The sequence below is a fragment of the Curtobacterium sp. MCLR17_031 genome (assembly GCF_003234775.2).
Taxonomy (GTDB): domain Bacteria; phylum Actinomycetota; class Actinomycetes; order Actinomycetales; family Microbacteriaceae; genus Curtobacterium; species Curtobacterium flaccumfaciens.
Genome location: NZ_CP126270.1, coordinates 2,694,542 through 2,718,933 on the forward strand (window position 1 = coordinate 2,694,542; position 24,392 = coordinate 2,718,933).

The 24,392-nt window shown below is 71.5% G+C and carries 28 protein-coding genes and 1 riboswitch; of the genes, 9 read left to right on the top strand and 19 right to left on the bottom strand.

What is annotated here, in order from left to right:
- Nucleotides 1-103 precede the first annotated feature (103 nt).
- The 5 genes from DEI96_RS12735 to DEI96_RS12755 form a co-directional block, all read right to left on the bottom strand.
- Nucleotides 104-718 carry a superoxide dismutase gene (locus DEI96_RS12735; protein WP_111022221.1) on the bottom strand — a complete coding sequence of 205 codons (615 nt, stop codon included), beginning with the start codon at nt 716-718 and terminating at the stop codon, nt 104-106.
- A gap of 44 nt (nt 719-762) precedes the next feature.
- On the bottom strand, nt 763-1,272 hold the full coding sequence (locus DEI96_RS12740) for a flavin reductase family protein (RefSeq protein ID WP_027466322.1): 510 nt from the start codon (nt 1,270-1,272) through the stop codon (nt 763-765).
- A 231-nt stretch (nt 1,273-1,503) separates the two neighbouring features.
- Nucleotides 1,504-3,027: an MFS transporter gene (locus DEI96_RS12745; protein WP_111022220.1), complete on the bottom strand. Its 1,524-nt coding sequence runs from the start codon at nt 3,025-3,027 to the stop codon at nt 1,504-1,506.
- 213 nt (nt 3,028-3,240) lie between these two features.
- Entirely contained in the window at nt 3,241-4,248 is a 1,008-nt protein-coding gene (locus tag DEI96_RS12750; RefSeq protein ID WP_111022219.1) for a LacI family DNA-binding transcriptional regulator, read from the bottom strand.
- On the bottom strand, nt 4,227-6,263 hold the full coding sequence (locus tag DEI96_RS12755; RefSeq protein ID WP_111022218.1) for an aldo/keto reductase: 2,037 nt from the start codon (nt 6,261-6,263) through the stop codon (nt 4,227-4,229). The genes DEI96_RS12750 and DEI96_RS12755 overlap by 22 nt, the downstream gene beginning before the upstream one ends.
- Before the next feature lie 155 nt (nt 6,264-6,418).
- Here DEI96_RS12755 and DEI96_RS12760 point away from each other — a divergent pair, with 155 nt between their 5' ends.
- Both DEI96_RS12760 and DEI96_RS12765 read left to right on the top strand, forming a co-directional pair.
- On the top strand, nt 6,419-6,967 hold the full coding sequence (locus DEI96_RS12760; RefSeq protein ID WP_027466318.1) for a TetR/AcrR family transcriptional regulator: 549 nt from the start codon (nt 6,419-6,421) through the stop codon (nt 6,965-6,967).
- 66 nt (nt 6,968-7,033) lie between these two features.
- Nucleotides 7,034-7,204 carry a hypothetical protein gene (locus DEI96_RS12765; RefSeq protein WP_017888559.1) on the top strand — a complete coding sequence of 57 codons (171 nt, stop codon included), beginning with the start codon at nt 7,034-7,036 and terminating at the stop codon, nt 7,202-7,204.
- 107 nt (nt 7,205-7,311) lie between these two features.
- On the opposite strand, the gene ribH is transcribed toward DEI96_RS12765, so the two are convergent.
- The 5 genes from ribH to DEI96_RS12790 form a co-directional block, all read right to left on the bottom strand.
- Nucleotides 7,312-7,791, bottom strand: coding sequence for a 6,7-dimethyl-8-ribityllumazine synthase (ribH, locus tag DEI96_RS12770; RefSeq protein WP_111022217.1), 480 nt, complete (start codon nt 7,789-7,791; stop codon nt 7,312-7,314).
- Nucleotides 7,788-8,477, bottom strand: coding sequence for a 3,4-dihydroxy-2-butanone-4-phosphate synthase (gene ribB, locus DEI96_RS12775; protein ID WP_111022216.1), 690 nt, complete (start codon nt 8,475-8,477; stop codon nt 7,788-7,790). Before ribB ends, ribH begins: the two co-directional genes overlap by 4 nt.
- A complete protein-coding gene (locus DEI96_RS12780) occupies nt 8,477-9,130 on the bottom strand; it encodes a riboflavin synthase (RefSeq protein ID WP_111022215.1) in 654 nt (217 codons plus the stop codon). Before DEI96_RS12780 ends, ribB begins: the two co-directional genes overlap by 1 nt.
- 94 nt (nt 9,131-9,224) lie before the next feature.
- Nucleotides 9,225-9,359: riboswitch (FMN riboswitch) on the bottom strand.
- A 286-nt stretch (nt 9,360-9,645) separates the two neighbouring features.
- Entirely contained in the window at nt 9,646-11,406 is a 1,761-nt protein-coding gene (locus tag DEI96_RS12785) for an LAVTG motif-containing sortase-dependent surface protein (RefSeq protein ID WP_284183605.1), read from the bottom strand.
- 87 nt (nt 11,407-11,493) lie between these two features.
- On the bottom strand, nt 11,494-12,822 hold the full coding sequence (locus DEI96_RS12790; protein WP_181440428.1) for a hypothetical protein: 1,329 nt from the start codon (nt 12,820-12,822) through the stop codon (nt 11,494-11,496).
- Between the two features lie 111 nt (nt 12,823-12,933).
- Here DEI96_RS12790 and DEI96_RS12795 point away from each other — a divergent pair, with 111 nt between their 5' ends.
- Nucleotides 12,934-13,365, top strand: coding sequence for a GNAT family N-acetyltransferase (locus DEI96_RS12795; protein ID WP_111022214.1), 432 nt, complete (start codon nt 12,934-12,936; stop codon nt 13,363-13,365).
- Between the two features lie 15 nt (nt 13,366-13,380).
- On the opposite strand, the gene DEI96_RS12800 is transcribed toward DEI96_RS12795, so the two are convergent.
- Together DEI96_RS12800 and DEI96_RS12805 are read right to left on the bottom strand one after the other, a co-directional pair.
- Nucleotides 13,381-13,908 carry an Lrp/AsnC family transcriptional regulator gene (locus DEI96_RS12800; protein WP_027466312.1) on the bottom strand — a complete coding sequence of 176 codons (528 nt, stop codon included), beginning with the start codon at nt 13,906-13,908 and terminating at the stop codon, nt 13,381-13,383.
- Nucleotides 13,909-13,917: 9 nt separating this feature from the next.
- Complete coding sequence (locus DEI96_RS12805; RefSeq protein WP_111022213.1) at nt 13,918-14,484, bottom strand: TetR/AcrR family transcriptional regulator; 567 nt, start codon at nt 14,482-14,484, stop codon at nt 13,918-13,920.
- A 119-nt stretch (nt 14,485-14,603) separates the two neighbouring features.
- Between DEI96_RS12805 and DEI96_RS12810 the strand changes: the two genes are divergently transcribed.
- The gene (locus DEI96_RS12810) at nt 14,604-16,079 is read left to right on the top strand and encodes an MFS transporter (RefSeq protein ID WP_111022212.1); all 1,476 of its coding nucleotides are present in this window, start codon (nt 14,604-14,606) and stop codon (nt 16,077-16,079) included.
- 174 nt (nt 16,080-16,253) lie between these two features.
- On the top strand, nt 16,254-16,703 hold the full coding sequence (locus DEI96_RS12815) for a phage holin family protein (protein ID WP_111022211.1): 450 nt from the start codon (nt 16,254-16,256) through the stop codon (nt 16,701-16,703).
- A 50-nt stretch (nt 16,704-16,753) separates the two neighbouring features.
- Here the strand turns inward: DEI96_RS12815 and DEI96_RS12820 are convergent, their stop codons facing one another.
- Together DEI96_RS12820 and DEI96_RS12825 are read right to left on the bottom strand one after the other, a co-directional pair.
- On the bottom strand, nt 16,754-17,260 hold the full coding sequence (locus DEI96_RS12820; RefSeq protein WP_017888550.1) for a hypothetical protein: 507 nt from the start codon (nt 17,258-17,260) through the stop codon (nt 16,754-16,756).
- A 40-nt stretch (nt 17,261-17,300) separates the two neighbouring features.
- The gene (locus tag DEI96_RS12825) at nt 17,301-17,690 is read right to left on the bottom strand and encodes a DUF5997 family protein (RefSeq protein ID WP_017888549.1); all 390 of its coding nucleotides are present in this window, start codon (nt 17,688-17,690) and stop codon (nt 17,301-17,303) included.
- A gap of 33 nt (nt 17,691-17,723) precedes the next feature.
- On the opposite strand from DEI96_RS12825, the gene DEI96_RS12830 reads away from it, so the two are divergent.
- Entirely contained in the window at nt 17,724-18,557 is an 834-nt protein-coding gene (locus DEI96_RS12830) for a LysR family transcriptional regulator substrate-binding protein (protein ID WP_220039097.1), read from the top strand.
- Nucleotides 18,554-19,024 carry a GNAT family N-acetyltransferase gene (locus tag DEI96_RS12835; RefSeq protein ID WP_111022209.1) on the top strand — a complete coding sequence of 157 codons (471 nt, stop codon included), beginning with the start codon at nt 18,554-18,556 and terminating at the stop codon, nt 19,022-19,024. Before DEI96_RS12830 ends, DEI96_RS12835 begins: the two co-directional genes overlap by 4 nt.
- Here DEI96_RS12835 and DEI96_RS12840 read toward each other — a convergent pair.
- The 3 genes from DEI96_RS12840 to DEI96_RS12850 form a co-directional block, all read right to left on the bottom strand.
- Nucleotides 19,021-19,701, bottom strand: coding sequence for a DJ-1/PfpI family protein (locus tag DEI96_RS12840; RefSeq protein WP_111022208.1), 681 nt, complete (start codon nt 19,699-19,701; stop codon nt 19,021-19,023). The two genes, DEI96_RS12835 and DEI96_RS12840, sit on opposite strands and share 4 nt — an antisense overlap.
- A gap of 93 nt (nt 19,702-19,794) precedes the next feature.
- Nucleotides 19,795-20,415, bottom strand: a complete 621-nt coding sequence (locus tag DEI96_RS12845) for a DNA-3-methyladenine glycosylase I (protein WP_111022207.1) — start codon at nt 20,413-20,415, stop codon at nt 19,795-19,797.
- Between the two features lie 37 nt (nt 20,416-20,452).
- Nucleotides 20,453-20,869 (bottom strand): VOC family protein, encoded by a 417-nt coding sequence (locus DEI96_RS12850; RefSeq protein ID WP_111022206.1) that lies wholly within the window; start codon nt 20,867-20,869, stop codon nt 20,453-20,455.
- On the opposite strand from DEI96_RS12850, the gene DEI96_RS12855 reads away from it, so the two are divergent.
- Entirely contained in the window at nt 20,850-21,494 is a 645-nt protein-coding gene (locus DEI96_RS12855; RefSeq protein WP_284183606.1) for a hypothetical protein, read from the top strand. The two genes, DEI96_RS12850 and DEI96_RS12855, sit on opposite strands and share 20 nt — an antisense overlap.
- A 218-nt stretch (nt 21,495-21,712) precedes the next feature.
- Here the strand turns inward: DEI96_RS12855 and DEI96_RS12860 are convergent, their stop codons facing one another.
- Together DEI96_RS12860 and DEI96_RS12865 are read right to left on the bottom strand one after the other, a co-directional pair.
- On the bottom strand, nt 21,713-22,048 hold the full coding sequence (locus DEI96_RS12860) for a hypothetical protein (protein ID WP_111022204.1): 336 nt from the start codon (nt 22,046-22,048) through the stop codon (nt 21,713-21,715).
- 22 nt (nt 22,049-22,070) lie between these two features.
- Nucleotides 22,071-23,741, bottom strand: a complete 1,671-nt coding sequence (locus DEI96_RS12865) for a sodium:solute symporter family protein (protein WP_071405106.1) — start codon at nt 23,739-23,741, stop codon at nt 22,071-22,073.
- 142 nt (nt 23,742-23,883) lie between these two features.
- On the opposite strand from DEI96_RS12865, the gene aroQ reads away from it, so the two are divergent.
- On the top strand, nt 23,884-24,327 hold the full coding sequence (aroQ, locus tag DEI96_RS12870) for a type II 3-dehydroquinate dehydratase (RefSeq protein WP_027466301.1): 444 nt from the start codon (nt 23,884-23,886) through the stop codon (nt 24,325-24,327).
- The last annotated feature ends 65 nt before the right edge of the window (nt 24,328-24,392 follow it).

Genomic DNA, 24,392 nt, shown 5'->3' on the forward strand with positions numbered 1-24,392 from the left:
ACGGCCCGGAACGTGACCCGCACCACGAACAGGAGGCACGGTGCCAGCTGGCACCGTGCCTCCCGTTCGTCAGGTGGTCACCGTGGTGACCCGCCGACGCGGATCAGAGCGTGACGAGCCGCTGCGACTTCGCGTTCTCGAAACGAGCGGCGACGTTCTCCCAGTCGACGATGTTCCAGACGGCCTTGACGTAGTCCGCCTTGACGTTCAGGTAGTCGAGGTAGAAGGCGTGCTCCCACATGTCGAGCATGAAGATCGGGACGAGGCCGAACGGGATGTTGCCCTGCTGGTCGAAGAGCTGGAACGTGGTGAGCTTCTGGCCCACGGTGTCCCAGGCCAGCACGGACCAGCCGGAGCCCTGGATGCCGTTCGCGACGGCGGCGAACTGCGCCTGGAACTTCTCGAACGAACCGAAGAACTCGTCGATCGCCGCGGCGAGCTCGCCCTCGGGGACCTTCGTGTCCGGGCCGAGGTTGGTCCAGAAGATCGAGTGGTTCACGTGACCACCGAGGTGGAACGCGAGGTCCTTCTCGAGCTTGTTGATCGCGCCGAAGTTGCCGGACTCACGGGCCTCACCGAGCTGCTGCAGCGCGGTGTTGGCACCGGTCACGTAGGCCTGGTGGTGCTTGTCGTGGTGCAGCTGCATGATCTTGCCGCTGATGTGCGGCTCGAGCGCGGCGTAGTCGTACGGCAGTTCCGGCAGGGTGTACTCAGCCATGTGAGGTCCTTTCGATCAGTGGGTTGTGGACGCGGCTCCGCGGCTCACGAGAGCCGGGAACGATCGGTGAGGGAGTGGAATTCCCGGTTGTGGTAGACCAGCGGCTCGCCGCGGTCGGCGCCGACGATGATGTCGAGCACCTCGGCCACGACGACGGTCGAGCTGCCGATGGGCGTCGTCGACAGCGGTCGGCAGCGGAGTGCACTCGCCGCACTCGGCAGGTAGCGGTCCCCGGACGGCAGGGTCCCCCAGATCGGGTCGTCGGCGGCCGGGCTGCCGGTCGAGGCGAACCGCTTGGCCAGTGCGACCCCGAGGGAGTCGACCAGGTGCACGACGAACAGCGGCGCACCGAGCACGACACCGGCCGAGCCGGAGTTCGTCGAGAGCGAGAAGACCAGCACGGGTGGGTCGACGGCGACGCTCGCGACGCTCGAGGCGGTGAGGCCGGTCGGTCCGTCGGGGCCTTCGGCCGTGATGACGGCGACGCCGGCAGGGTGCCCGCGGAAGGCGGACTTGTACGCGTCGGCGATGGTTGCCGGTGCTTCGTCGGGCATGGTGATCGTGGTCGTTCCTTCGGGAGGGGCTGCCGTCACTCGGCGGCTGTCACCCAACGTATGACCTGAACCCTGGTTGAGGTCAACGATTCACAGGTTCGGGCATGGCCGGGCGCGCCGTTGCGGGCGCTTCGTGAGCAGGAATGGTCGGGTCACGCACGGCCACCCGACCATTCCTGCTCACGAAGCGCAGCGACGCTCGCGGAGCGCAGCGCGCGCCCGCGCGGCCGCTCAGCGGCGCTTGAGCATGACGAGTGCACCCGCGGCCGCCACGACCATGAGCACCGCGGCGACGCCCGCCGTGATCGTCACGCCGGAGTCGAAGGCCGCCCGCGCCGACTCGAGCAGCACCTGCCCGGCGCTGCCGCCGAGCTGCCCCGCCGCGGCGACCGCGCCGCCGAGGGTCTCCTGCGCCGCGACGTGCGCCGCCGAGGACAACCCGTCGGGCACCACGACGTGCGCCCGGTAGGTCGTCGCCAGGATCGTGCCGAGGACCGCGGTGCCGAGCACGGCGCCGATCTCGTACGCCGTCTCGGACATCGCCGACGCCGCACCCGCCTTGTCCGCCGGTGCCGTCGAGATGATCAGATCGTTCGTCACCGTCTCGGACGCGCCGATCCCGATGCCGAGCAGCACGAACGCGAACGCCAGGGCAGCGATGGAGGCGTGGTGTCCGAGGACCGCGACGAGGGCGTACGCCGCCGCCGAGAACAGCAGCGCGACCGACACGACCCAGCGCGGGGCGACACGAGCCACGATCGGCACGACCGCGAGCCCGGCGACGATGGTCAGGACCGACCCCGGGATGAGCACGATGCCGGACGCGAACGGGTCGAGCCCCGCCACGAGCTGCAGGTGCTGGGCGATGAAGAACAGGAACCCGGTGAGCGAGAACATCGCCGCCAGGTTCATCAGCACGCTGCCGGTGAAGGCCGTGCTGCGGAACAGGCGCAGGTCGAGCATCGGCGTGCGGGACCGCAACTGCCGACGGACGAACGCGATGCCGCAGACGACACCGACCGCGAGCATGGCGATCGCGAGACCGCGCTCCTCGGGGTGCACGACCGACTTGATGGCCCAGGCGATCGGTGCGAGGGCGCCGAGGGACAGGAACATGCTCGGCAGGTCGACCGGCCCGGGCATCGGGTCGCGGGACTCCGGCACGCAGAACGGCACGCCGACGAGCATGAGCACGAGGATCGGCACCGCGACCAGGAACACGCTGCCCCAGTGGAAGTGCGCGAGCAGCGCGCCGCCGACGAGCGGCCCGAGCGCGTTGCCGGCCGCGAACATCGTCGACCAGACGGCGAGCGCCATCCGCCGCTCCCCCGCGTCCACGAACACGTTGCGGATGATCGAGAGCGTGGCGGGCATGAGCATCGCGCCGAAGACGCCCATCGCGATCCGGGCCGCGACGAGCATCCACGCGTCGGTCGCGAACGCCGCGGCCACCGAGAACAGGGCGAAGCCGGTCGCGCCGATCACCAGGATCCGTCGGCGGCCGATGCGATCACCGATGCTGCCCATCACGACGAGCAGGCCGGCGAGCACCAGCGGGTACGCGTCCACGATCCAGAGCTGCGTGGTGGCGTCCGGGTTCAGCGCGCGGCTGATCGACGGCAGCGCGAAGCTCAGGATGGTGTTGTCGACCGAGATGAGCAGGACCGGCAGCATGAGCACGGCGAGCGCGAGGAACCGTCGGGCGCGGCTCCCGGTGACGCGGGTGGCGACGGGGCTGGTGAGCAGTGCGGACACGGCGGACTCCTGGGACTTCGAGCCGGACCAGGTCGACGGCGGGTGGTACGTGGGGCAGACGAGACGGGACGCGGGATGGACACGCGCCCCGTCAGGACTCCGTTAGTGTACCGTCCGGACGGTTTTGGTTGCAAATGCAACTGACGACGGCCGGGAGGCCCGTGGCGGTCCCGCCACGGGCCTTGCATCGGTCCACTGGTCGCGTCGTCGGGCCTACGCCGATTCGCGGAGCAGCAACCGGTGGCGCACCGTGCGCTGCACGGCTGCGCCCGAGCGCGGCAGCTCGCCCGCGAGCATGCCGAGGGCCAGGTCGAGGGCCTGACCGGCGACCTCGTCGAGGTCGACGGCGAGCGTGGTGAGCGTCGGCGCGACGAGCGTCCCGAGCGGCAAGCCGTCGACGCCGACCACACGGACGTCACCGGGGACGTCGACGCCGGCACGACGGCAGGCCGACAGCACGCCGAGGGCCAGCACGTCGTTGAACGCCAGGACCGCGTCCACCCGGCGGTGCTCGGCGAGGATCCGCTCGGTCTGTTCTGCACCGGCCTCTGCGGTGGGCGCGGACGCGACGACGAGGTCGGGCAGGTACCCGCGACGCCGGAGTGCCGCGACCATGTGCTCCCCGCGCTGGCTCGGCACGCCGTCGGCGGCGGCGTCGAGCACGACGGGGTGCTTCACCCCGACGTCGACGAGGTGGTCGGCGAGGTCATCGATCGCGGCGGTCGGGTCGATCCGGACCGCGGCGCGGGTCACCGGCCCCGAGGGGTCGAGTTCGACGACCGGGACCGAACCGAGCCGTTCGATCCACTCCGGCGCACGGGACCCGAGGTAGCCGATCACGACGTCGGTCTGGGCGCCGAGGGACTCCACCATCCGGTCCGAGTCGCTCGCGAGTCCGACGTCGGCGAGCATGACGTTCCACCCGCGGGCGGCGGCCAGGCCGAGCACCGCGGATGCGAGTGCCGGTGCGTAGGGGTTCCGCAGGTCGTTGACGACGAGCCCGAGCTGGTGGTCGCCACCCGTGACGAGCCCACGGCCGAAGCGCGACGGACGGTAGTCGAGCGCCGCCGCGGCCTGGAGCACGCGGTCCTTGGTCGCCGCGCTGATGCCGGACATGCCGTTCATCGCGCGGGTGACGGTCTGCCGGGACACCCCGGCGGCCGCGGCGACGTCGATGATCGTCGCGCGGCCGCCCGGGGTCAGGCGCGGAGGTCCAGCCATGCCACCTGTTCCGGGGAGAGGTCGACGGAGAGGCCGGTCATGGACGACCGGGCTTCCGCGATCGTACGGGGTCCGAAGAGCGGGAACGTCGGGAACGGCTGGTTGAGCACGTACGCCAGCGCGATCGCCGTCGCGGGGACGCCGAACTGCTCGCCCAGTTCGCGCGCACGCCGGAGCCGCTCGAAGTTGTCGTCCGAGTAGTAGCAGCGGACGAGCTCGGCGTCGCTGGTGTCCTCGGGAGTCGCACGGCCGGTGAAGAACCCGCGGGCCTGCGAGGACCATGGCAGCAACGGGACCTGGCGTTCCTCCAGCCACGCCTTCGATGCCGCATCGGTCGCGTGTTCGCAGCCGTCCCACGGCACGTCGTACGCCTCGGCGAGACCGAAGTGGTTGCTGAGCACCTCGAACCCGTGCTTGCCGTTGGCCCGTGCGTAGGCGTTCGCCTCGTCGAACCGTGCGGGGGTCCAGTTCGAGCCGCCGTAGACGCGGATGCGGCCCGCCCGGCGGTGCTCGTCGAGCACGTCGACGAACTCCCCCACCGGGATGTCGGGGTTGTCGCGGTGCATCATGTAGATGTCCGCGTAGTCGGTGCCCTGGCGCTCGAGGCTCTCGAGCAGCTGCCGGGTGATCGACTCCGGGTCACAGTGCGGGGTGTGGGCGCCCTTCGTGATGACCACCACGTCCTCGCGGATCCCCCGGTTCTGGATCCACTTGCCGAGCCGACCCTCGAGCACCCCGCCGCCGTAGATGTAGCCGGTGTCGAACACGTTGCCGCCCTGCTCGACGAACAGGTCGAAGATCGCGCTGGCGTGTGCCAGGTCGGGCTGGTTGTCGACGCCCATCACCAGGCGGGACATCCGCTTGCCGACGCCCGGCACCTCGCCGTAGCGCATCGGGTTGCCGTCCTGCACGGTGAGCGGTCGGCCGGACACCGTCGGGATGTCGGCGGTCTCGCCCTCGAAGGGGTAGCGCAGGCCGATCGCCGCGCGCCACCTGTCGAGCGTGCGGGCGGTGGCGAGGGTCTCGTCGATGGTCATCTGCGCCGCCTCGACCGCACCGGCACGAAGTGCGTCGGTGGTGGCGTCGGCTTCTCGGGCGTAGGGGTGCTCACCCGCGAACGACATCGAGCGAGGGGGTTCGTCGACGGTGTGGACCTCGATGGTGGGGTCGTCGCCCAGGGTCCACGGGTCGGTGAGCACGATGCGACCGCGCGAGCCGTACACCGACACGGCGTTGTCGTCCTGCACGAAGACGCCGGTCCGGACCGTCGCCGTGATCCCGCCCTTGTAGGTGAGCTGCGCGACCGTCCACTCGTCGACCCCGGTCGGCCCGAGCGTGCCCGTGGCGGTGAGGTCCACCGGCTCGGCGACGGCGACCCCGGTTGCGGCCTGCACGATCGCCGCGGCCATCGTCACCGGGTACCCGCCGACGTCGAGGATCCCGCCGCCGGCGGTGTCGACGTCGAACAGGCGACCGGTGCGCTCGCCCGTCCGGAACGCGAACGAGGCGTCGACGTGGGTCACGTCGCCGATCACGCCGTCGCGGATCAGGTCGAGCAGTGCCGCGGTCTGCGGGTGGAAGCGGTACATGAACGCCTCGACGAGCGGCAGGCCGGCCTGGCGCGCAGCATCGGTGAGTGCCATCGCGGTGCCGTGGTTCACGGCGAGGGGCTTCTCGCACAGGACGGCCTTGCCGGCCTCGAGTGCGGCGAGGACGAGTCGGGCGTGCCCGGTGTGCACGGTCGAGACGTAGACGGCGTCCACCCGCGGGTCGGCGAGGACGTCGTCGTAGGTACCGGCGGTCACGTCCGCGAACCCGAACCCGGCGGCCTCGTCGGCGAAGACCTGCGCCCGCTCGGCGGACGAACTGCCGGCCGCGACCAGGACACCCCCGCTGGCGGGCAGCTGCGAGAGGAAGCGTCGGGCGATGCCGCCGGGGCCGAGGACGGCCCACCCGGGGCGGTCGGTGGCGGTCGAGGTCGGGGTGGTGGCGGTGTTCGCCGTCTGCGCTGACATGCGGATCCTTGTCGTCTCGTGAACCTTCACGGTCGTCTCGACGCTAGCGGGCGCCGGAGCGATCGGCAATGGCCCCGAGGGAATTCGTGAGCGTTCACGGCCGCGACGGCGGAGCTGGCGTCTGCGCCCCCCGGAACTGCTCCTAGACTCTCGGCATGGCCAGTGCCCGCGACCGTGTCCTCGACAGCTTCGTCGCCATCGTGTGCGAGGAGGGCGAGCGTCCCGCCACACTCGACGCCGTCGCCGCGCGCGCCGGTGTCTCGAAGGGCGGCCTGCTCTACCACTTCGGCTCCAAGGCTGCGCTGGTCGAGGGGCTCTGCGAGCGACTGTCGGACCTGTCCGCGATCGACGTCGAGCGCATGCAGGAGGCCGAGGACGGCGCCGCGCGCTACTTCGTCCGCAACTGCCTGTTCGTCGGCAGCGAGCTGGACCTCGCCCTGCTCGCCGCAAGCCGCCTGCAGCAGGCCGGCTACGAAGAGGCCGGACGCACCCTCGACGACACCGAGAACGCCTGGCTCGCGACCCTCGTCGACGCCCTCGGCGACGAGCCGACCGCGCAGGCCGTCAAGCTCCTCGGCGACGGGCTGTACCACCAGGCCTCACTCGGTGCCGCGAGCGAGGTGCGACCGAAGCGGGGCAGCGTCGACATGGAGACCCTGCTCACCGTCGTCGACCGTCTGATAGCGACGCGACCGGGAGCGTGAACCGGCACACCCCCGGCTGGGGATAGACTGGGGAACGATCCACTCGTCGACACCCGGAGGTATCCCGTGGGCCGCGTCATCGCCGCTGTTTTCTCGATCCTGCTGCTGCTGGTGTCGATGTACCTGTTCGGGTTCGCCTTCCAGGTCGAGTCGGGCCAGGCCTTCGTCTTCATGGCCGGCGTGCTCCTGATGAGCCTCTCCTTCTTCCTGCCGATCCACGTGTTCGGCAAGCGCTAGCCAGCAAGCACCGCCGCTGACCAGCAAGCACTGATCAGCACACACAGAACGGCCCCGCACCTCTCGGTGCGGGGCCGTTCTGCGTGGAGCGTCAGATCACGAGCCGATCAGACCGGGAGGCGCAGGGACCGCAGGGTCACCGCGGTGCTGATCGCCGCGTGTGCGGCCTCGGCGCCCTTGTCCTCCTTGGAGTCGGGCAGCCCGGCGCGGTCGAGTCCCTGCTGCTCGTCGTCCAGCGTGAGCACGCCGAACCCGACGGGCTTGCCGGTGTCGATCGCGACCTGCGTCAGGCCACTCGTCGCCGCGCCCGAGACGTACTCGAAGTGCGGGGTGCCGCCGCGGATGATGACGCCGAGCGCGACCGCCGCGTCGAAACCGGCCTCGAGCGCGGTCTTCGCGACCACGGGCAGCTCGAAGCTGCCGGGGACGGGGATGACCTCGGCCGTCGCCCCGAGCCGCTCGACCTCACGCTTGGCCCCGGCCAGCAGGCCCGCGGCGATGGTATCGTGCCACTGTCCGGCGATGACGGCCACCCGGATCCCGGTGCCGTCGACCTGGTCGCGGTCCGCCGCGCCTGCTCCGCTCATCGTGTCGTTCCTTCCGTGGGCGCTGCGGTCGCTGCCGCCGCCCGGTCTGCAGCGTCCAGCCACTCGGCGAGCGCGGCGATGGTGATGACGGGCACGCCCTCGCGTGCCCCGAGTGCGACGAGCGCCGGCAGCCGCATCATGCTGCCGTCCTCGTCGACGATCTCGCAGATCGCCGCAGCGGGCCGGAGCCCGGCCGCGGTGACGAGCTCGATCGCTGCTTCGGTGTGCCCGGCGCGCTCGCGGACCCCGCCCGGTCGTGCGCGCAGTGGCACCACGTGTCCGGGGCGGTGCAGGTCGTCGCGCACCGAGGTCGGGTCGGCGAGGACCCGCAGCGTGCGGGCGCGGTCGTGGGCGCTGATGCCGGTGGTCACGCCGACGGCGGCGTCGACGGTGACCGTGTAGGCCGTGCCGCGGACGTCCTCGTTGTGCGCCACCATCGGCGGCAGGTCGAGGGCGTCGGCGATCTCGGTGCTGACCGGCGCGCAGATGAACCCCGACGAGTGCGCCACGGTCCACGCGATCCACTCCGGCGAGGCGAGTTCGGCGGACAGGATGACGTCACCCTCGTTCTCGCGGTCCTCGTCGTCGACGACGATCACCGGGCGACCGGCGGCGATCGACGCGATCGCGGCCTCGATGCTCGACGACCCGAGTGCCTGCGGGACGGCACCGGCCTCGGCGACCATCACCGGGCCTCCGATCCGACGGTCTCGAGCGACTGCGCCGCGGCGTCGAGCCGCAGCATGCGGCGGACGTGCCGCGCCAGGACGTCGGTCTCGACGTTCACCCGGTCACCCGGCACGCGGAGCCCGAGCGTCGTGGCCTCGAGCGTCTCGGGGATCAGGCTCACCTCGAACCAGGCCGCGTCGGGCGCGGTGTCCTCGGGCGAGACCGCGCTGACCGTGAGCGAGACGCCGTCGAGCGCGATCGAGCCCTTGTCGACCACGAGCGGGCTGAGCGCCGGCGCGAGCGAGAACCGCAGACGCCGCCAGCCGTCGCCGTCGGCCGTCTCGAGCACCGTGGCGGTGCCGTCGATGTGGCCCTGCACGATGTGCCCGCCCAGGCGGTCACCCACCGAGGCGGCGCGCTCGAGGTTCAGGCGGTCTCCCACCCGGAGTGCACCGTGGGCGCTCATGTCGAGGGTCTGCTTCATGACGAAGGCGGTGAAGGTCTCGGGGGTCTGCTCGACGACGGTCAGGCAGACACCACTCGTCGCGATCGAGTCGCCGTGCCGGGCGTCCTGCACGACGACGGGGCCGTGGACGGTGAGCGCGACGGAGTCGCCCTGCTGCTCGACGGCGGTGACGGTGCCGAGTTCCTCGATGATGCCGGTGAACACTGGTGTCCTCTCAACGGGACTCCGGGGGCGTTCGACGATCGTCGGCATCGACGGACGGGTCGCACCCCACGGGTCGTGGGGTCGTCCTGTCCGCCCAGCGCGCCTCCCATCCGGACTTTCACCGTCGGTCCCGGAATCCCACCGGGTCAACCTCTGTCGGGTTCGCACCCGTCATCAGTTCGTGGACTGTCACCACCGGCTCGGAATTACACCGACCCCGGAGCGCTTGCGTAATCGGAACGATACCCCAGGCCGCTGACGGCCGCGCCACGGTGGCAGGGCCGTCGTAACCGGGCGTCTCCCCCGGGCACGGTGAGCACGTGGCGCCCGAGGCGTCCGGCGTCCGCGTCCCGCGTCCGCACTGCGACGATGCACGAGTCGATCGACGAGCGTTCCGTCGGAACATGCACACGCATCCGATGCGCCCACATGTTCCGACGCGCACGGCCCGTCAGCGACCCCCGGGCACGGTGACGAGGGGCGCCACGGTGTGACGCCCCTCGATCACCCGCCGGTCAGTGCCGACGACGGAGCGCGAGCGTGCCCGCTCCGGCGAGGAGCAGCAGGAGCGCGAACCCGGCCGGCAGGACCGGCGAGCCGGCTCCCGTGTAGGCGAGCTCCGGCTGGCCGTCACCGGCCGCGGCTGCTGCCGCGACGGTCCCGGCGCTGGTGCGGACCCCGCTGGTGGCAGCGGTCGTGGTGGTCACCACACCCGCCGTGGAGGCCCGGGTCGGCTCGACGACGCCGACCACGCCCACCGGGATGGTCGCCGTGCCGGGCGTGGTGCCGGTACCGGTGCCCGTCCCGTCGGTGGGGACGGTGCCCGGGTCGGTACCCGGGTCCGTGCCCGGGTCCGTGCCCGGGTCCGTGCCCGGGTCCGTACCGGGGTCGGTGCCCGGGTCCGTACCGGGGTCAGTGCCCGGGTCGGTCCCGGGGTCAGTGCCCGGGTCGGTCCCGGGGTCAGTGCCCGGGTCGGTCCCGGGGTTCGTGCCGCTGCCGGGGGTGGTGCTGGTGCCGTCACCGACGATGCCGATCCCGTTGCCACCGATGGTGATCGGCAGGCTGATCACCGGGGTGACCTGGGTGCCGGAGAGCAGGCCGCCGTCGCCGGAGGTCGAACCGCCGGCCGTCGGGGTCGTCGTGCCGGTGGTCGGAGCCGTGGTGCCGCCGGTGCTCGTGCCGTCACCGAGGACGCCGATGCCGTTGCCACCGATCGTCACCGGGACGTCGACGACCGGGGACACCTGCGTGCCCGAAGCCGTGCCGTCCGAACCAGAGGTCGAACCACCGGCCGCCGGAGCGGTCCCGGTACCCGTGCCCGAGCCAGCAGCGGGCGCCGTGCCCGTCGCGGTCCCATCACCGAGGACACCGATGCCGTTGCCACCGATCGTCACCGGGACGTCGACGACCGGGGACACCTGCGTGCCCGAAGCCGTGCCGTCCGAACCAGAGGTCGAACCGCCGGTCGTCGGGGTCGTGGTGCCGGTTGCCGGAGCCGTCGTGCCGCCGGTGCTCGTACCGTCACCGAGGACACCGATGCCGTTGCCACCGATCGTCACCGGGACGTCGACCAGACCGGCCACCTGGGTACCGGAGAGCAGTCCGTCGGTGCCCGAGGTGGTGGGCGCCGACGGGGCTTCGGCAGCCGGTGCCGGGGTCGTCGCCGCCGGGGCGGTCGACGTCGAAGCGCCGTCGCCGAGGACGCCGATCCCGTTGCCGGAGACCGTCACGGGGACGGTCACGGCCGGGGCGACCTGGGTGCCGGAAGCCGTGCCGTCCTCGCCCGAGGTGCTCGGAGCGGGAGCGGCAGGAGCGGCAGGAGCCGGAGCGGGGGCAGCAGGCGCCGGAGCCGGAGCAGGCGCCGGAGCTGCCGCGGGTGCGGCGGCCGAGACCGCGTCACCGGCGACGGCAACGGCGTTGCCGCCGACCGTCACCGGAGCCGCGACGTCCGGAACCACCTGGGTGCCCGAGAGCGTGCCGTCCTGGCCCGAGGTGCTGGGGGCAGGAGCGGTCGTGGCCGGAGCAGGCGCCGGGGCCGGGGCCGGGGCCGGAGCGGCGGGCGTGGACCCCGTCGCCGTCGACACCGCGTCGCCGAGCACGGCGATCGCGTTGCCGCCGAGGGACACCGGGGCGTCCACGGAGGGGGCCACCTGGGTGCCCGAGACGGTGCCGTCGGCACCGGATGTCGTGGCCGCGTTCGCCGCAGCCGTGCCGCCGAGCGTGAGCCCGCCGACGAAGAGGGCGAACCAGAGCCCTCTGGAGACGTACTTGTTCATGGTCGTACTCCCTGATCGAGATCGTCACCGACCGCGGACGCAGCCGGGATGTGTGCGTGCCTGCCGTGGCGGACAGGCGCACCGATCTCAGTCAGGGGCGACGTCGTGCTCGCCGACGACCGATGCGGGGACCGCGTCGTCGGAGAGCGTGCCGCGAGACCCCGCGGCGAGGGAGACGATGTCGTCGGTCGAGCCGACGATGCCGACGGCTGCTGCGCCGCCGGAGGTCGAAGAGGCGCTGCCACCGAGCACGCCGGCGTCGGCTCCGTCGAACGGGAGCCCGTGGCCCTCGCCGTCCGCGGGGACGAGCAGCGCGTGTCCGCCGAAGGTCGCGTCCTGCGCCTCGACGGCCGTGACGACCGGACCGGCCGTTGCCGTCGTGGCGGCTGCAGCGAGCGGCTCCGAAGGGCGGAATCCGGCTGCGCGGTCGCCCGGGGCATCGGCGGCGACGACACGCGCGGATGCGGGTGCGGTGGGCACCGCGGCGCCCTGCGCGGGGACGGTTCCGGGCCGGACGGGTGTGTCCGCGACCGGCACCGACGGGACGGGCCCGGCGGACGGGTTCGAGCCGCCGCCCACCGGGAGCGCGGGGACGTCGACGACGGGGTCCGTGCCTCCTGGCAGGGTGCCGCCGACGGACGGGACGACGCCCTCGACCGCGTCGGGGACGGTGCCGACGGTCGTGCCGACCGAGCCGAGCGTGTCGTCGACCAGGCCCGTGACCGGGGCGGTGACGGTGCCGAGGGTGTCGTCGCCGAGCACTGTGCCGACCACCGGGACGCTGCCGACCACGTCGTCGACGGTGTCGACGACGGCGGTCACGGGGCGCGCGTCCGTGACGCGTTCCACGGTGCCGGTGACGGGGCGCAGGACGTTCGCGACGGTGTCGGTGACCGGCCTGGAGGCGCTGCTCACCTGGTCGACGACCTGTCGTACCGGGCGCGTGGCCGGGGCGGCCGCAGGGGCGGTCGTGGTCGGTTGGGCAGCCGGTGTGGTCGCGACCGGAGCGGGGCTCGACGGCGCGGGGGCTGCGGGAGCCGGAGCGGGGGCTGCGGGTGCCGGTGCGGGTGCTGCGGGCACCGGAGCAGGTGCGGGCGCGGGAGCAGGTGCGGGGGCCGGAGCGGGCGCGGCAGGTGCAGGTGCAGGTGCCGGTGCCACGGCCTTGCGGACGGGGTCCGTCACGCCGCCGACGACCTTGCCGACCTCGCCGGTCACGCCCTGCACGGTGCCACCGACGCCGTCGACCACGCTGCCGACGAGTCCGCGCTGCTCGGTCGGTGCGGCGGAGGTCGTCGCGGCGGAGGCAGGTCGCGCGCCGAGGAGCAGGGACAGCAGCACGAGGGCGGCGAGGGTCCCGACGCCCAGCAGGACGATGCGGAGTGCGGCGCGCCAGGGTGCGCGCAACGGGTGGTCCATGCGCTCACCTCCTGATCTCGGCTGCGCACGTAGAGTGGTTGACCGGCAATGTACGCCGATCCGGTCCGGAACACACCCCGTTTCGGAAGAAATTCTCAGGAAGGGCCGTCCGTGGTCTCGATCTTCAACGCTCCGACCCGCAACCTGGACATCGTCACGCTGCACGAGATCCTGCGGCTCCGCCAGGACGTCTTCGTCGTCGAGCAGGAAGCCGCGTACGGCGACATCGACGGCCGTGACCTCGAGCCCGGCACCGTGCAGTTCTGGGCCGGCAACGGTTCGGTGGACGCGACGCTCCGCCTGCTCCGCGAGCCCGACGGCACCGAGCGCATCGGCCGGGTCGCCACCGCGAAGCACGCCCGCAGCCAGGGGCTCGGCGCGCAGCTCATGGAGGCAGCGATCGCCGAGTCCCGCTCGCCGAGCATCGCCCTCGGCGCCCAGTCGCACCTGGAGCAGTGGTACGGCCGCTTCGGCTTCGTGCGCTCGGGCGACGAGTACCTGGAGGACCGCATCCCGCACATCCCGATGACCCGGGAGCGCTGACCCGGGTTCCGCGCGTCAGGCCCGCCAGCGCCGCAGTTCGTCGAACGAGCGGCCCTGCGTGGCCCGGTCGGCGACGAGGCGTTCGAACACGATGTTCGTCTGCGTCGTCGCCACCGAGGGGTCACCGCTCAGCTCGTCGGCGACGAAGTCCCGGAGCTGCTCGGTCGACTCGCACGCGATGTGGACGAGGAAGTCCTTGTCCCCCGCCAGGAACGACACGTCCTGCACGACGGGCACCCGCAACAGGCGCTTGGCGAAGTCCCGCAGTTCGTGGCGGGCCGCGGCGTGCACCCGGACGGACACCATCGCCTCGATCGAGAACCCGAGCCGGGCAACGTCCACCTCGGCCCGGTAGCCGCGGATCACCCCGGCGTCCTCGAGCGCACGGACCCGTGCCAGACAGGTCGACGGCGCGATGCCGACGGCGGCCGCGAGCCGGTTGTTCGGGATCCGGGCGTCGGCCGACAGGGTCCAGAGGATGCGCTCGTCGACCTCGTCGAGGCGCGGAGCGGGGTCGGGGCGACGTGCGGGACGGTCGGACACGGCTCGACGCTACCGCGGCGGCGCGAGCAGGGCGCGGAGGGCGTCCTCGAGCGCGGCCGACACGACGGCGTCGTCGGCGGATGCCAGCGGTTCCACCGCGGTGGACTGCCGGAGCATCGACATCCCGAGCACCACCGCCAGCGCGATCTCGGCGCGGACGAGCAGTTCCTCGGACCCGGCGCCGCCGACCGTGCCCGCGAGCCGTTCGGCGTACCGGCGCAGCGTCTCTCGGCGGATGGCATCGGCACCGTCGTCGCCGGAGGACCGGAGCAGGAGCATCAGCTGCAGTGAGTCGTCGTCGGTCGGGGCCCGCACGATGTGCGTGATGATGCCCGTCAACGCCCGTTCGAGGCCCTGCTCGCTCGTCTCCTCGGCCCCCAGGTCGCGGACGACCCGGTCGAGGCAGGCGCGGAAGAGCCCCTCCTTCGAACCGAAGTACCGGTTGATCAGGGCGACGTTCACCCCGGCGTCCCCGGCGATGTCGCGCACGGTCGTCGCGCGGTACCCGTCGAAGGCGAACCGACGGCGGGCGGCCTGCACGAGCAGGAGTCGGGTGGCCGCGGCGTCCTTGCTCATGGAGCGCAGCCTACCGGTCCTCACAGGGATGTAAGCAAGCGTTGACATGCCTTCTCGAACGCGTACGCTCGTCATGTCAGCAATTGTTTACATCGACGACCACGACGACACGGAGCACGATGACCGACACCATGCAGAGCCCACGGACCGGCTCGCACCCCACCACCGACGGGCGCCGTCCGAACAGCACGGCGATCATCGTCTACCTGTCCCTCGGCGGCCTGTCCTTCGCGGTCCTGCAGTCGCTGGTCGCCCCGGCACTGTCGACCATCGGGCAGGACCTCGGCGCCTCCACCAGCGCGACGAGCTGGGTGCTCACCGCCTACCTGCTCTCCGCCTCGGTGCTCACGCCGATCCTCGGTCGCCTCGGCGACATGATCGGCAAGCGCAAGGTCCTGATCGTCGTGCTGTCGATCCTGCTCGTCGGCGCCGTGCTCGCCGCCCTCGCACCGAACCTCGGCGTGCTGATCGTCGGGCGCGCGCTGCAGGGTGCCGCCGGAGCCGTGATGCCGCTGTCGATCGGCATCGTGCGTGACGAGCTGCCGAAGGAGAAGGTCAGCGTCACGATCGGCCTGCTGTCGGCGATCTTCGGCATCGGTGCCGGTGTCGGCATCGTCGCGGCCGGGCCCATCGTCGAGCACCTGTCGTGGCACTGGCTGTTCTGGCTCCCCGCCGTGCTCGTCGTCATCGCCCTGCTCGGCGCGGTCTTCGGCATGCCGGAGTCCCCGGTGCGGAAGCCCGGTCGCCTGGACATGGCCGGCACGTTCGTCCTCGCGGTGTCGCTCGTCGCGATCCTGCTCGCCGTCAGCGAGGGCGAGACCTGGGGCTGGGGTGACGGCAAGACCATCGGTCTGCTGGTCCTCGGCGCCGCCGCACTGGTCGTGTTCGTCCTGGTCGAGCTCCGGGTCGCCGAGCCGCTCATCGACGTCCGGCTCTTCGCGGTCCGCGGCGTCTGGACCGCCCACGTCGTCGCACTCGTCTTCGGGTTCGCGATGTTCGGCACCTTCGTCCTCGTCCCGACGCTCCTGCAGCTCCCGACGGCGCTCGGCTACGGCTTCGGCAAGGACGTCACCCAGGCCGGGCTCTTCCTGCTGCCGACCGTCGTGATGATGGTCGTCGCCGGGCCCATCGCAGGCATCCTGGTGCGCAAGGTCGGCCCGAAGCCGCCGATGCTCATCGGCGGGTTCGCCATCGTCGCCGCGTTCGTGCTGCCGGCGATCGCACACGCCGAGCTGTGGCAGGTGGTGACCTCCGGCGTCCTGACCGGCATCGGCATCGGCATGGCCCTCGCCGCCTGCTCGAACGCGATCATCGAGAGCGTCCCCGCGAACCAGACCGGTGAGGCCATCAGCGCCAACACGGTCGTCCGGACCATCGGCTCGAGCGTCGGCACCGCAGTCATCGCCGCGCTGATCACCTCGCACAGCACGCCGCAGGGACTGCCCACCGACGACGCCTTCACCATCGGGTTCTGGGCGTGCACCGGTGTGGCGGTCGTGGCCGTGCTCGCCGCCGTCGCCGCGCCGTCGATGCGCGCCCGCCGCGCAGCGGCCGCAGCCCGTGGGATCGACGACCTCGAGGAGGTCGCCGAGTAGGGCCGTGGGCCCGACCACCCGGGAGGCCCGTCCAGCGTCGTCGACGCGGGGCGGGCCTCCCGTCCGTTGCACAACCTGGGAACGCACCGGGCAGACGGGAGTCAGCGTGACGATCATCGGACCGGTCGCGTCCTGTCAGGGGACGCGGACCGCCGCGCCCGGACAGGAGACCCCATGAGCAGCACCGACCACGACGACACCACCACTCCCGGACGGCCGTCGTTCCGCGACACCGTGACCGCCGGACTCGTGCAGAAGGCCCTCGAGCCGGTGCTGCGCGCCGTGCGCGAGGAGGTCGCCTCGGCGCGGCGCGAGATCGGCGAGCGCGCGAGCGGTGCGAAGACCGGGCTGGTGCTCACCGGTGTCGCTGTCGGGTTCGCCCTGACGACCCTGGTCGCGCTGGCCGGCTTCGCGGTGGCGCTGCTCGCCCTGGCGCTGCCGCTGTGGGCGGCGACCGGGATCACCTTCGTCGTGTTCGCGATCGTGACCGCGATCCTGTTCGTCGTCGGCCTGCGCGGGATCCGGCGGGGTGTGCCGCCGGTGCCGAAGGACACGATCCAGGCGGCGAAGCAGCGGGTGACGCACGCGGCGGACACCCAGGAGGACAGCGCCGCGCGCGACTGACGGACCCGACGGACCGGCTGCGGGGGCAGCGACCGCCGGCGCGGGCTCCGCTACATCGCCAGGGTCATGCCGACCACGGCGACGGTCATCGCGAAGACCTCGCCGCTGCGGACGGCCCGCCGGTCCTCGCGGCCCCACTCGTACCGGAGCAGCCAGCCGCTGAACGCGCAGTAGCCGATCACGCCGGCGCCGAGCACCGCGGACAGCGCGATGCCGTGCCCCGCGTGGTCGCCGGCGACACCCGAGGCGTGGCCCATCAGCAGCATCCCCGCCATCACGACGGCGGACAGCGCGCGGTGGACGTCCATCGGCTCCGCGCGGCGACCGTCGGCGCGTCGGCGACGCATCACGGGCAACGGCGCGAGCAGGAGCAGGAGGGTCGCGGCGAACAGGGTCCACACCGCTCCGGCGTCGACGACGGGCATGAGCATCGCGACGAGCATCACGCCCGCCGGCACGATCACGCCAGGGCGCGGTCGGTAGCGGTCACCGACGATGCAGCACACGGACGCGAACTGCGGCACGACGAGCATGGCGTCGGCGACGGTCTCGTGCACGTGGGGCGTCCTCGGTGCGGCGGAGTGGTGCGGGGTGGGGTCAGTCCTCGGCGCGGGCAGCGGCCTTGGCGGCACGCTCCTGCTTCACGCGGGCGTTCTCGGCGTGGACGGCGGCCTGCGTCGCACGCTCGCGGACGAGCCACTCGGGCTTCTGCTCGAGCAGCGTCTTGATGTCCGCCGTCGTCAGTGCGTCGTCGATCCCCGCGCGGCTCAGGCCGGAGATGGAGATGCCGAGCTTCTGCGCCACGACCGGTCGCGGATGCGGGCCGTCGCGTCGGAGGTCCTCGAGCCAGGTCGGGGGTTCGGTGCGGAGCTCGTCGAAGGCGGTCCGCGTGAGGGGAGCGCTCTGGAAGGACTCCGGAGCCGCCGTCAGCAAGATGCCGAGCTTCTTCGCAGCCGTCTCGGGCTTCATGGTCTGTTCCTGCGCCATGAGGACAAGGGTACGGCCCCTATGCTCGTCTGCATGACCGCGGCTCTCAGCATCGCCTTCGTGCCGGGGGTCTCCCCCGCAAAGTGGGCCCGTGTCTGGCGGGAACGCTTCCCCTCCATCGAGCTCCGGCTGCGGCCGATCGGCGCCGACGACGTCGACGACACGCTGGCCGGCGAGGCCGACATGGTCTTCGCACGCATGCCCGTGTCCGAGCAGCACAACGCCATCCCGCTCTGGACCGAGACGGCCGTCGTCGCGATGCCCAAGGACTCCCCCCTCGCCGAACTCGCCGAGGTCGACCTCGCCGACGCCGAGGTCCACGTGATCGACGCCGGCCCGGTGCCGGCCGACATCGACGGATCGCTCGACCTGGTCGAGGCGAACGTCGGCGTCGTCGTGCTCCCCCAGTCACTGTTCCGCGCCGCCAGCCGCAAGGACCTGGTCGGTCGTCCGCTCATGGACGCCGAGGGCACGCGCATCGCGCTGGTCTGGCGGGACGAGGACGCCACCGAGACCACCGAGGAGTTCATCGGCGTGGTGCGCGGGCGGACCGCCAACAGTTCGCGCCAGCCAGGAGGCCCGGATCGCGACGCCGACGACGACTCGCGTCCGGCTCGTGGCAGCGCCAAGGCCGGGTCGGGTGCCAAGGGTTCGTCCGGTGGTTCGGGTGGGTCCGGCGGTTCGGGTGCGTCGGGTTCGTCGGGTTCCAAGGGCGGCGCCGCGGGCGCCGGCGGCAAGGCCAAGGCCAAGTCGCCCGGCAGCGGCAAGTCCGGCGCCGGCAAGAAGTCCAACACCGGCAAGGGGCCGACACCCGGACGCGGCAAGATGCGCGGCAAGCCGAGCCGGGGTTCCAAGGGCAACCGATGACGGACACGCGGCTGGCACTGATGCCGGCCACGCGCCTCCCGGCCTGGCTCCAGCGCACGATGGCCGAGTACGTCGAGTCGCGGATGCAGGCGGGCGAGACCCGCGAGCAGGCCGAGGCGAACGAGCAGCAGTCGCGGGACCGCTGGTTCCCGGGCGGGTCCCCCGCTGACGGGCACCTCGTGTGGGACGTCACCGACCAGGACGACACCGTCATCGGGTACCTGTGGATCGGACCGCTCACGCCGGGCAGCACCGACTGGTGGGTGTTCAACGTCGAGATCGACGAGGCACACCGGCGCCGCGGGCACGCACGGCGGGCGCTCGAGCTCGGGCACCGCGCAGCTGCGGAGCACGGCGCGACGAGCATCGGGCTGAACGTGTTCGGCTACAACGCCGGGGCGCAGGAGCTCTACGCGGCGCTCGGGTACCAGGTGACGTCGGCGCAGATGCGGAAGCCGCTGGTCTAGCGCAGGACGGCTGCGGCGGCGCGGGTCACCCTCGCGCCGCGCGACTCCTCGGCTGCTGCGCGGGCCCGGGTGACGACGACGGCGTCGGCGCGCTCGGCCGATCCGTGGTCGAACGGCGGTTGCGGGTCGTACTCGATCTGCAACTGGATCGCCTCGGCAGCGGGCCGTCCGGCGAGCTCGGCCGCGAGCCACAGCGCCATGTCGATGCCTGCGCTCACCCCGGCCGCGGTGACGACGGCGCCGTCCCTTGCGATCCGGGCGTCCACCGGCTGCGCGCCGAAGGCCTCGAGCATCGGCTTCGAGGCCCAGTGGGTGGTCGCGCGTCTGCCGGCGAGCAGCCCCGCGGCGCCGAGCACGAAGGCGCCGGTGCACACCGAGGTGATCCACGTCGCGTGCTCGGCCTGGCGCCGCACGAAGGCCACGACGTCCGGGTCGAGCATCGCGTCGAAGGCACCGTCGCCACCGGGCACCACGAGCACGTCCGCGGGGCCTGCATCCCCGATCGTCACGGTGGGGACGAGCGCGAGGCCGCAGTCGCTCGGCACCGGGTCGAGCGTCGCCGCGACGTACTCGACGCGTGCGCCGGGCACGCGGCTGAGGACCTGCGCCGGACCGGTCAGGTCGAGCTGGGTCAGGTGGGGGAACAGCAGGAACGCGATCCGGATGTCGTCGGCCATGTCGTGACCATAGTCCCGGCGTTCTCGTTCTCGTTCTCGTTCTCGGGCCTGCTCGTGTCCGTGGGCGGGGCTCAGCTTGGCTGGGCTTGCCCGTCAGCTCCAGACGCCGGAGGTCCCGCGCCGGTGGCTGCCCATCAGGTGGGTGTCGACGATGCCGAGCGCTTCCATCAGGGCGTACATCGTGGTCGGTCCGACGAAGGCGAAGCCGCGCTTCCGCAGCGCCTTCGACAGGGCGAGGGACTCGTCGGACTTCGTCGGGACCTCCGCGGAGGACCGAGGCTCGGGCGTGGTCGCCGGCCGGAACGACCACACGAAGTCGGCGAGCCCGCCGTCCTGCCGCAGGGCGATCGTGGCGTTCGCGTTGGTGATCGTCGCGAGGATCTTCGCGCGGTTCCGGACGATCCCGGCGTCGGCCATGAGCCGTGCGACGTCGTCCTCACCGAAGGCTGCAACGGTGTCGGCGTCGAAGTCGGCGAAGGCGGCCCGGAACGCCGGTCGTTTGGCGAGGATCGTGCGCCACGACAGACCGGACTGGAACGCCTCGAGCGAGAGCCGCTCGAACACCCCGCGTTCGTCATGGACGGGCATGCCCCACTCGGTGTCGTAGTAGTCGCGTAGGAGCTCGTCCGACGACGCCCAGACCGGCCGGGCGAGGCCGTCGTCGCCGGTGACGAGGTCGGGCACGGGCGGGGCGTCGACGGGCTCGGTGCTCATGCGACCATCCTGGCGGGCGCCGCCGACAGCCGATCACTCACTCGGCGGGCGGGCCGTCCTGCGTCGCCTGCTCGTCCATCCACACGTACTCCCAGCGGTGTCCGTCCGGATCGGTGAAGCTCCGCTGGTACATGAAGCCGAGGTCCATCTCCGGGCGGTCCTCGGTGCCGCCGGCAGCGACCGCGGCGTCGACGATGCGGTGGACGTCCTCCTTCGACGGGGCGCTGAGCGAGTTGATGACCTCGATCGTGTCGGTGTCGGCGATCGTCTTGTCGGTGAACTCGGCGAACTTCGCCGTCGTCAGGATCATCACGGAGATCGTGTCGGACACCACCACGCACGCCGCGGTGTCGTCGCTGAAGGCCGGGTTGATCGAGTACCCGAGTGCCTCGTAGAACGCCTTCGAGCGCTCGAGGTCCGTGACGGGCAGGTTGATGAAGACCATCGTGTCCATGGCGGTTCCTTTCGTCACGCTCAACCTGGACCCACCCGGACCAGCGCGCAACCGTTTCGTGGGGGAACCAACCGGTACACAACATGCTGGCCGGATGCGGGCGTACGTGGACGAGTCAGAACCCGGTGGTGGACGAGACCACACCGCGTACGTCCTCGCTGCGGTGATCATGCGGATCAACGGCGAGGACGAAGCCCGCGAGGCGGTTCGACGGGCGACCCCTCGGCGGATGCGGAAGCTGCACTGGTACGAGGCACTCGGAGAACAGCGACTCTCATGGCTCGACCTCCTGCGGCATGCCGTCGCCATCGTCGTCGTCCGTTACGCCGGTCATCCGGCCCGGACGGAACGCCGTCGCAGGCGGTGCCTGGAGCGCCTTGCTTGGGAGCTCGATCAGCGAGGAGTCAGTCGCGTGGTCTTCGAGTCGCGCGGGCCGTCACGCGACGCGAGTGATGCTTCGATGATGGAGTCGCTCCGCGGTCGGGGCCTCGGCGCAGAGTTGCAGTACGAACACGTCCGAGGCGGCGTGGAGCCGCTGTTGTCACTCGCCGACATCGCCTGCGGGATGCACGTGCACGGCGCCGAGAGCGAGCACGTGCGATTGGAGGTCGTGCGGGCCGAGTGACGGTCCGGACAGCGCAAAACCCCGGTCCCGCGCTGGCTGCAGGATGCTCCGGGGCTCACTTTCGACCGAGCAGCACCCGATCGACATATCAATGCTACCCGCAACGCTCGGCCCCGGTCAAGGCGCCGGCCGCCGCGGCCGGAAACGACGAAGTCGCTGTCGTCCGACAGCGACTTCGTCGTTCCGCGTCAGGCCGGGGACGCCCGACCCAGATGGCCTCAGGCCAGCTCGCGCCCCTCGCCCGCGGCACGCTGGTGCGACTCGGCCTCGGCCTGGCTGATGATGTCCTCGGCGGGTACCGGGTTCAGGCGGTCCCAGAGGAAGAACAGGCCGCCGCCGACGAGCAGCGAGATCCCGACCCACAGGTTGATGTGGATCCCGCCGGTCTTCTCGGGGTCGGTGTTCCAGTGCACGATCCCGACGATGGTCGTGATCACGCCGTAGAGCACGAACAGGCCGCCGAGGATGCGGCGCAGGTCGAGTCGGCGGGTGGAACGGACGAGGGCTGCCTTCTGCTCCTCGGTCATCGCGCCGGGGGTGGTGGTGTCACTCATGAGAAGTGGTCTCCTTCGCGGATCAGAGGAACGGGAGGTAGAGGACGACGCACAGGACGAGCGCGACGGTGCCGAGCAGGGCGGGCGAGCGGTACCAGGCGGTGTCCGTCGCGACCGAGTCGCCGTGCAGGTCGATCTTGCCCACGCCGTAGACGAGTCCACCGAGCTCCTTCTCGTCCTTCGGCTTGGTGAGCATCGAGACGACGAAGCCGACGACCAGCACGGTGACGAACGAGATGATCGCTCCGTACAGGGTCTCCGCGGTCGCGGTGGCGAACAGGTCCGGGTTGACCAGGTAGGCGATCCAGGTGATCGTCGGGGTCACGATGCCGAGGACGTAGCCCCAGAGCGCACCCTGCGTCGTCATGCGCTTCCACAGCAGGCCGAGGATGAACACGGCGAACAGCGGTGCGTTGAAGAACGAGAACAGCGTCTGCATGTACGTCATGATGTTCGACGCCTGGGCCGCGATGAACGCGGTCGCGATGCCGACCACGACGCCGACGACGGTGACCCAGCGGCCGGTCTTCAGGTAGTGCAGGTCGGGCATGTTCGGGCGGATGTAGCGCTGCCAGATGTCGTAGGTGAAGACGGTGTTGAACGACGAGACGTTCGCCGCCATGCCCGCCATGAACGACGCCAGCAGGCCGGTCACCGCGATGCCGAGCACACCGGTCGGCAGGTACATCTGGATGAGCTTCGGGATCGCGTCGTTGTAGGTCAGCGTGCCGTCGGCGAACTGGTTGCCCACCACTGCCGCGGCGATGAGGCCGGGGATGACGACGATGGCCGGGATGAAGAGCTTCGGGATCGCGGCGATGAGCGGGGTGCGGCGGGCCGCGGACATGTTCTTCGCCGAGAACGCGCGCTGCACCTCGGTGAAGTTCGTGGTCCAGTAGCCGAACCCGAGCACGAAGCCCAGGCCGAGCACGATGGCGAGCCAGTTGGCGCCGATCGGGTTGGTGACGTCACCGAAGCCGGTGCCGGCCCAGGCCTGCAAGTGCTGCACGCCCTGGGTCTCGGTGATGGCCTTCGACAGACCGTCCCAGCCGCCGACGCGGTGCAGACCGACGATCGTCAGCGGGATGAGCCCGGCGATGATCACGAAGAACTGCATGACCTCGTTGTAGATCGCGCTCGAGAGCCCGCCGAGGGTGATGTAGACGAGCACGAAGCCGGCGGAGACGATGATCGCCAGCCACTCCGGCCAGCCGAGCATGGCTTCGATGACGATGGCCATCGCGTACAGGTTGATGCCCGCGATGAGCACGTTCGACACCGCGAACGCGATCGCGTTCACCAGGTGCGGCGCCTTGCCGAAGCGGCGCAGCATGAACTCCGGCACGGAGCGGACCTTCGAGCCGTAGTAGAACGGCATCATCACGAGGCCGAGGAACACCATCGCGGGCACGGCGCCGACGAGGTAGTAGTGCAGGGTGGCCATGCCGATCTGGGCACCGTTCGCCGCCATGCCGAGGATCTCGGTGGCGCCGAGGTTCGCGGACACGAACGCCAGGCCCGTGATCCACGCCGGCATCGAGCGCCCGGACAGGAAGAAGTCCATGCTCGTCCGGACCTGCTTGCGGGCGGTGAACCCGATCCCGATGACGACCGCGAAGTACACGATGATCATCAGGTAGTCGACCCAGCCCAAGTCGAGCCGGATCCCTTCGTTCGCTGCAGCGAGAACCATTCACATCTCCACGTCAGTGTGTTGCAGTCGACAACTCTGCCGACCCGGACGGAGACGTTACACCGATTTGTGACCGTTCACATAGCCAGCGCATGCATCGTCCGAGCCGCGCGGCGCTCCCCCGGTTCGCTACGCTCGGCCCATGACCGACGCGTCGCGCATCCTCGTCCTCAACGGCCCGAACCTCGACATCCTCGGGCGCCGCGACCCGGAGCAGTACGGCACCGTGACGCTCGCCGAGATCGAGGCGATCGTGCACACCGAGGCGGCCGTGCACGGGCTCGAGGCCGACTTCCGCCAGACGAACCGCGAGGGCGAGCTCGTCGAGTGGCTGCACGAGGCCCTCGACGACTTCGCCGCGGTCGTCATCAACCCCGCCGCCTACGCGCACACCTCGGTCGCGCTGCACGACGCGGTGGAGGCCCTGTGGGTCCCCGTCGTCGAGGTGCACCTGTCGAACACGTGGAAGCGCGAGCCGTTCCGCCACGTCGACCACGTCGCCACCGCCGCGACGGCGGTCATCGCCGGCGCGGGCGCCGACGGCTACCGCCTGGCGGTCGCGCACGTCGCGTCCCTGCTCGGCTGAGCCACAGTCGCGCGGGAGGCCCGTGGCGGCGTCGCCACGGGCCTCCAGTCCGCCTGCTGGTCACG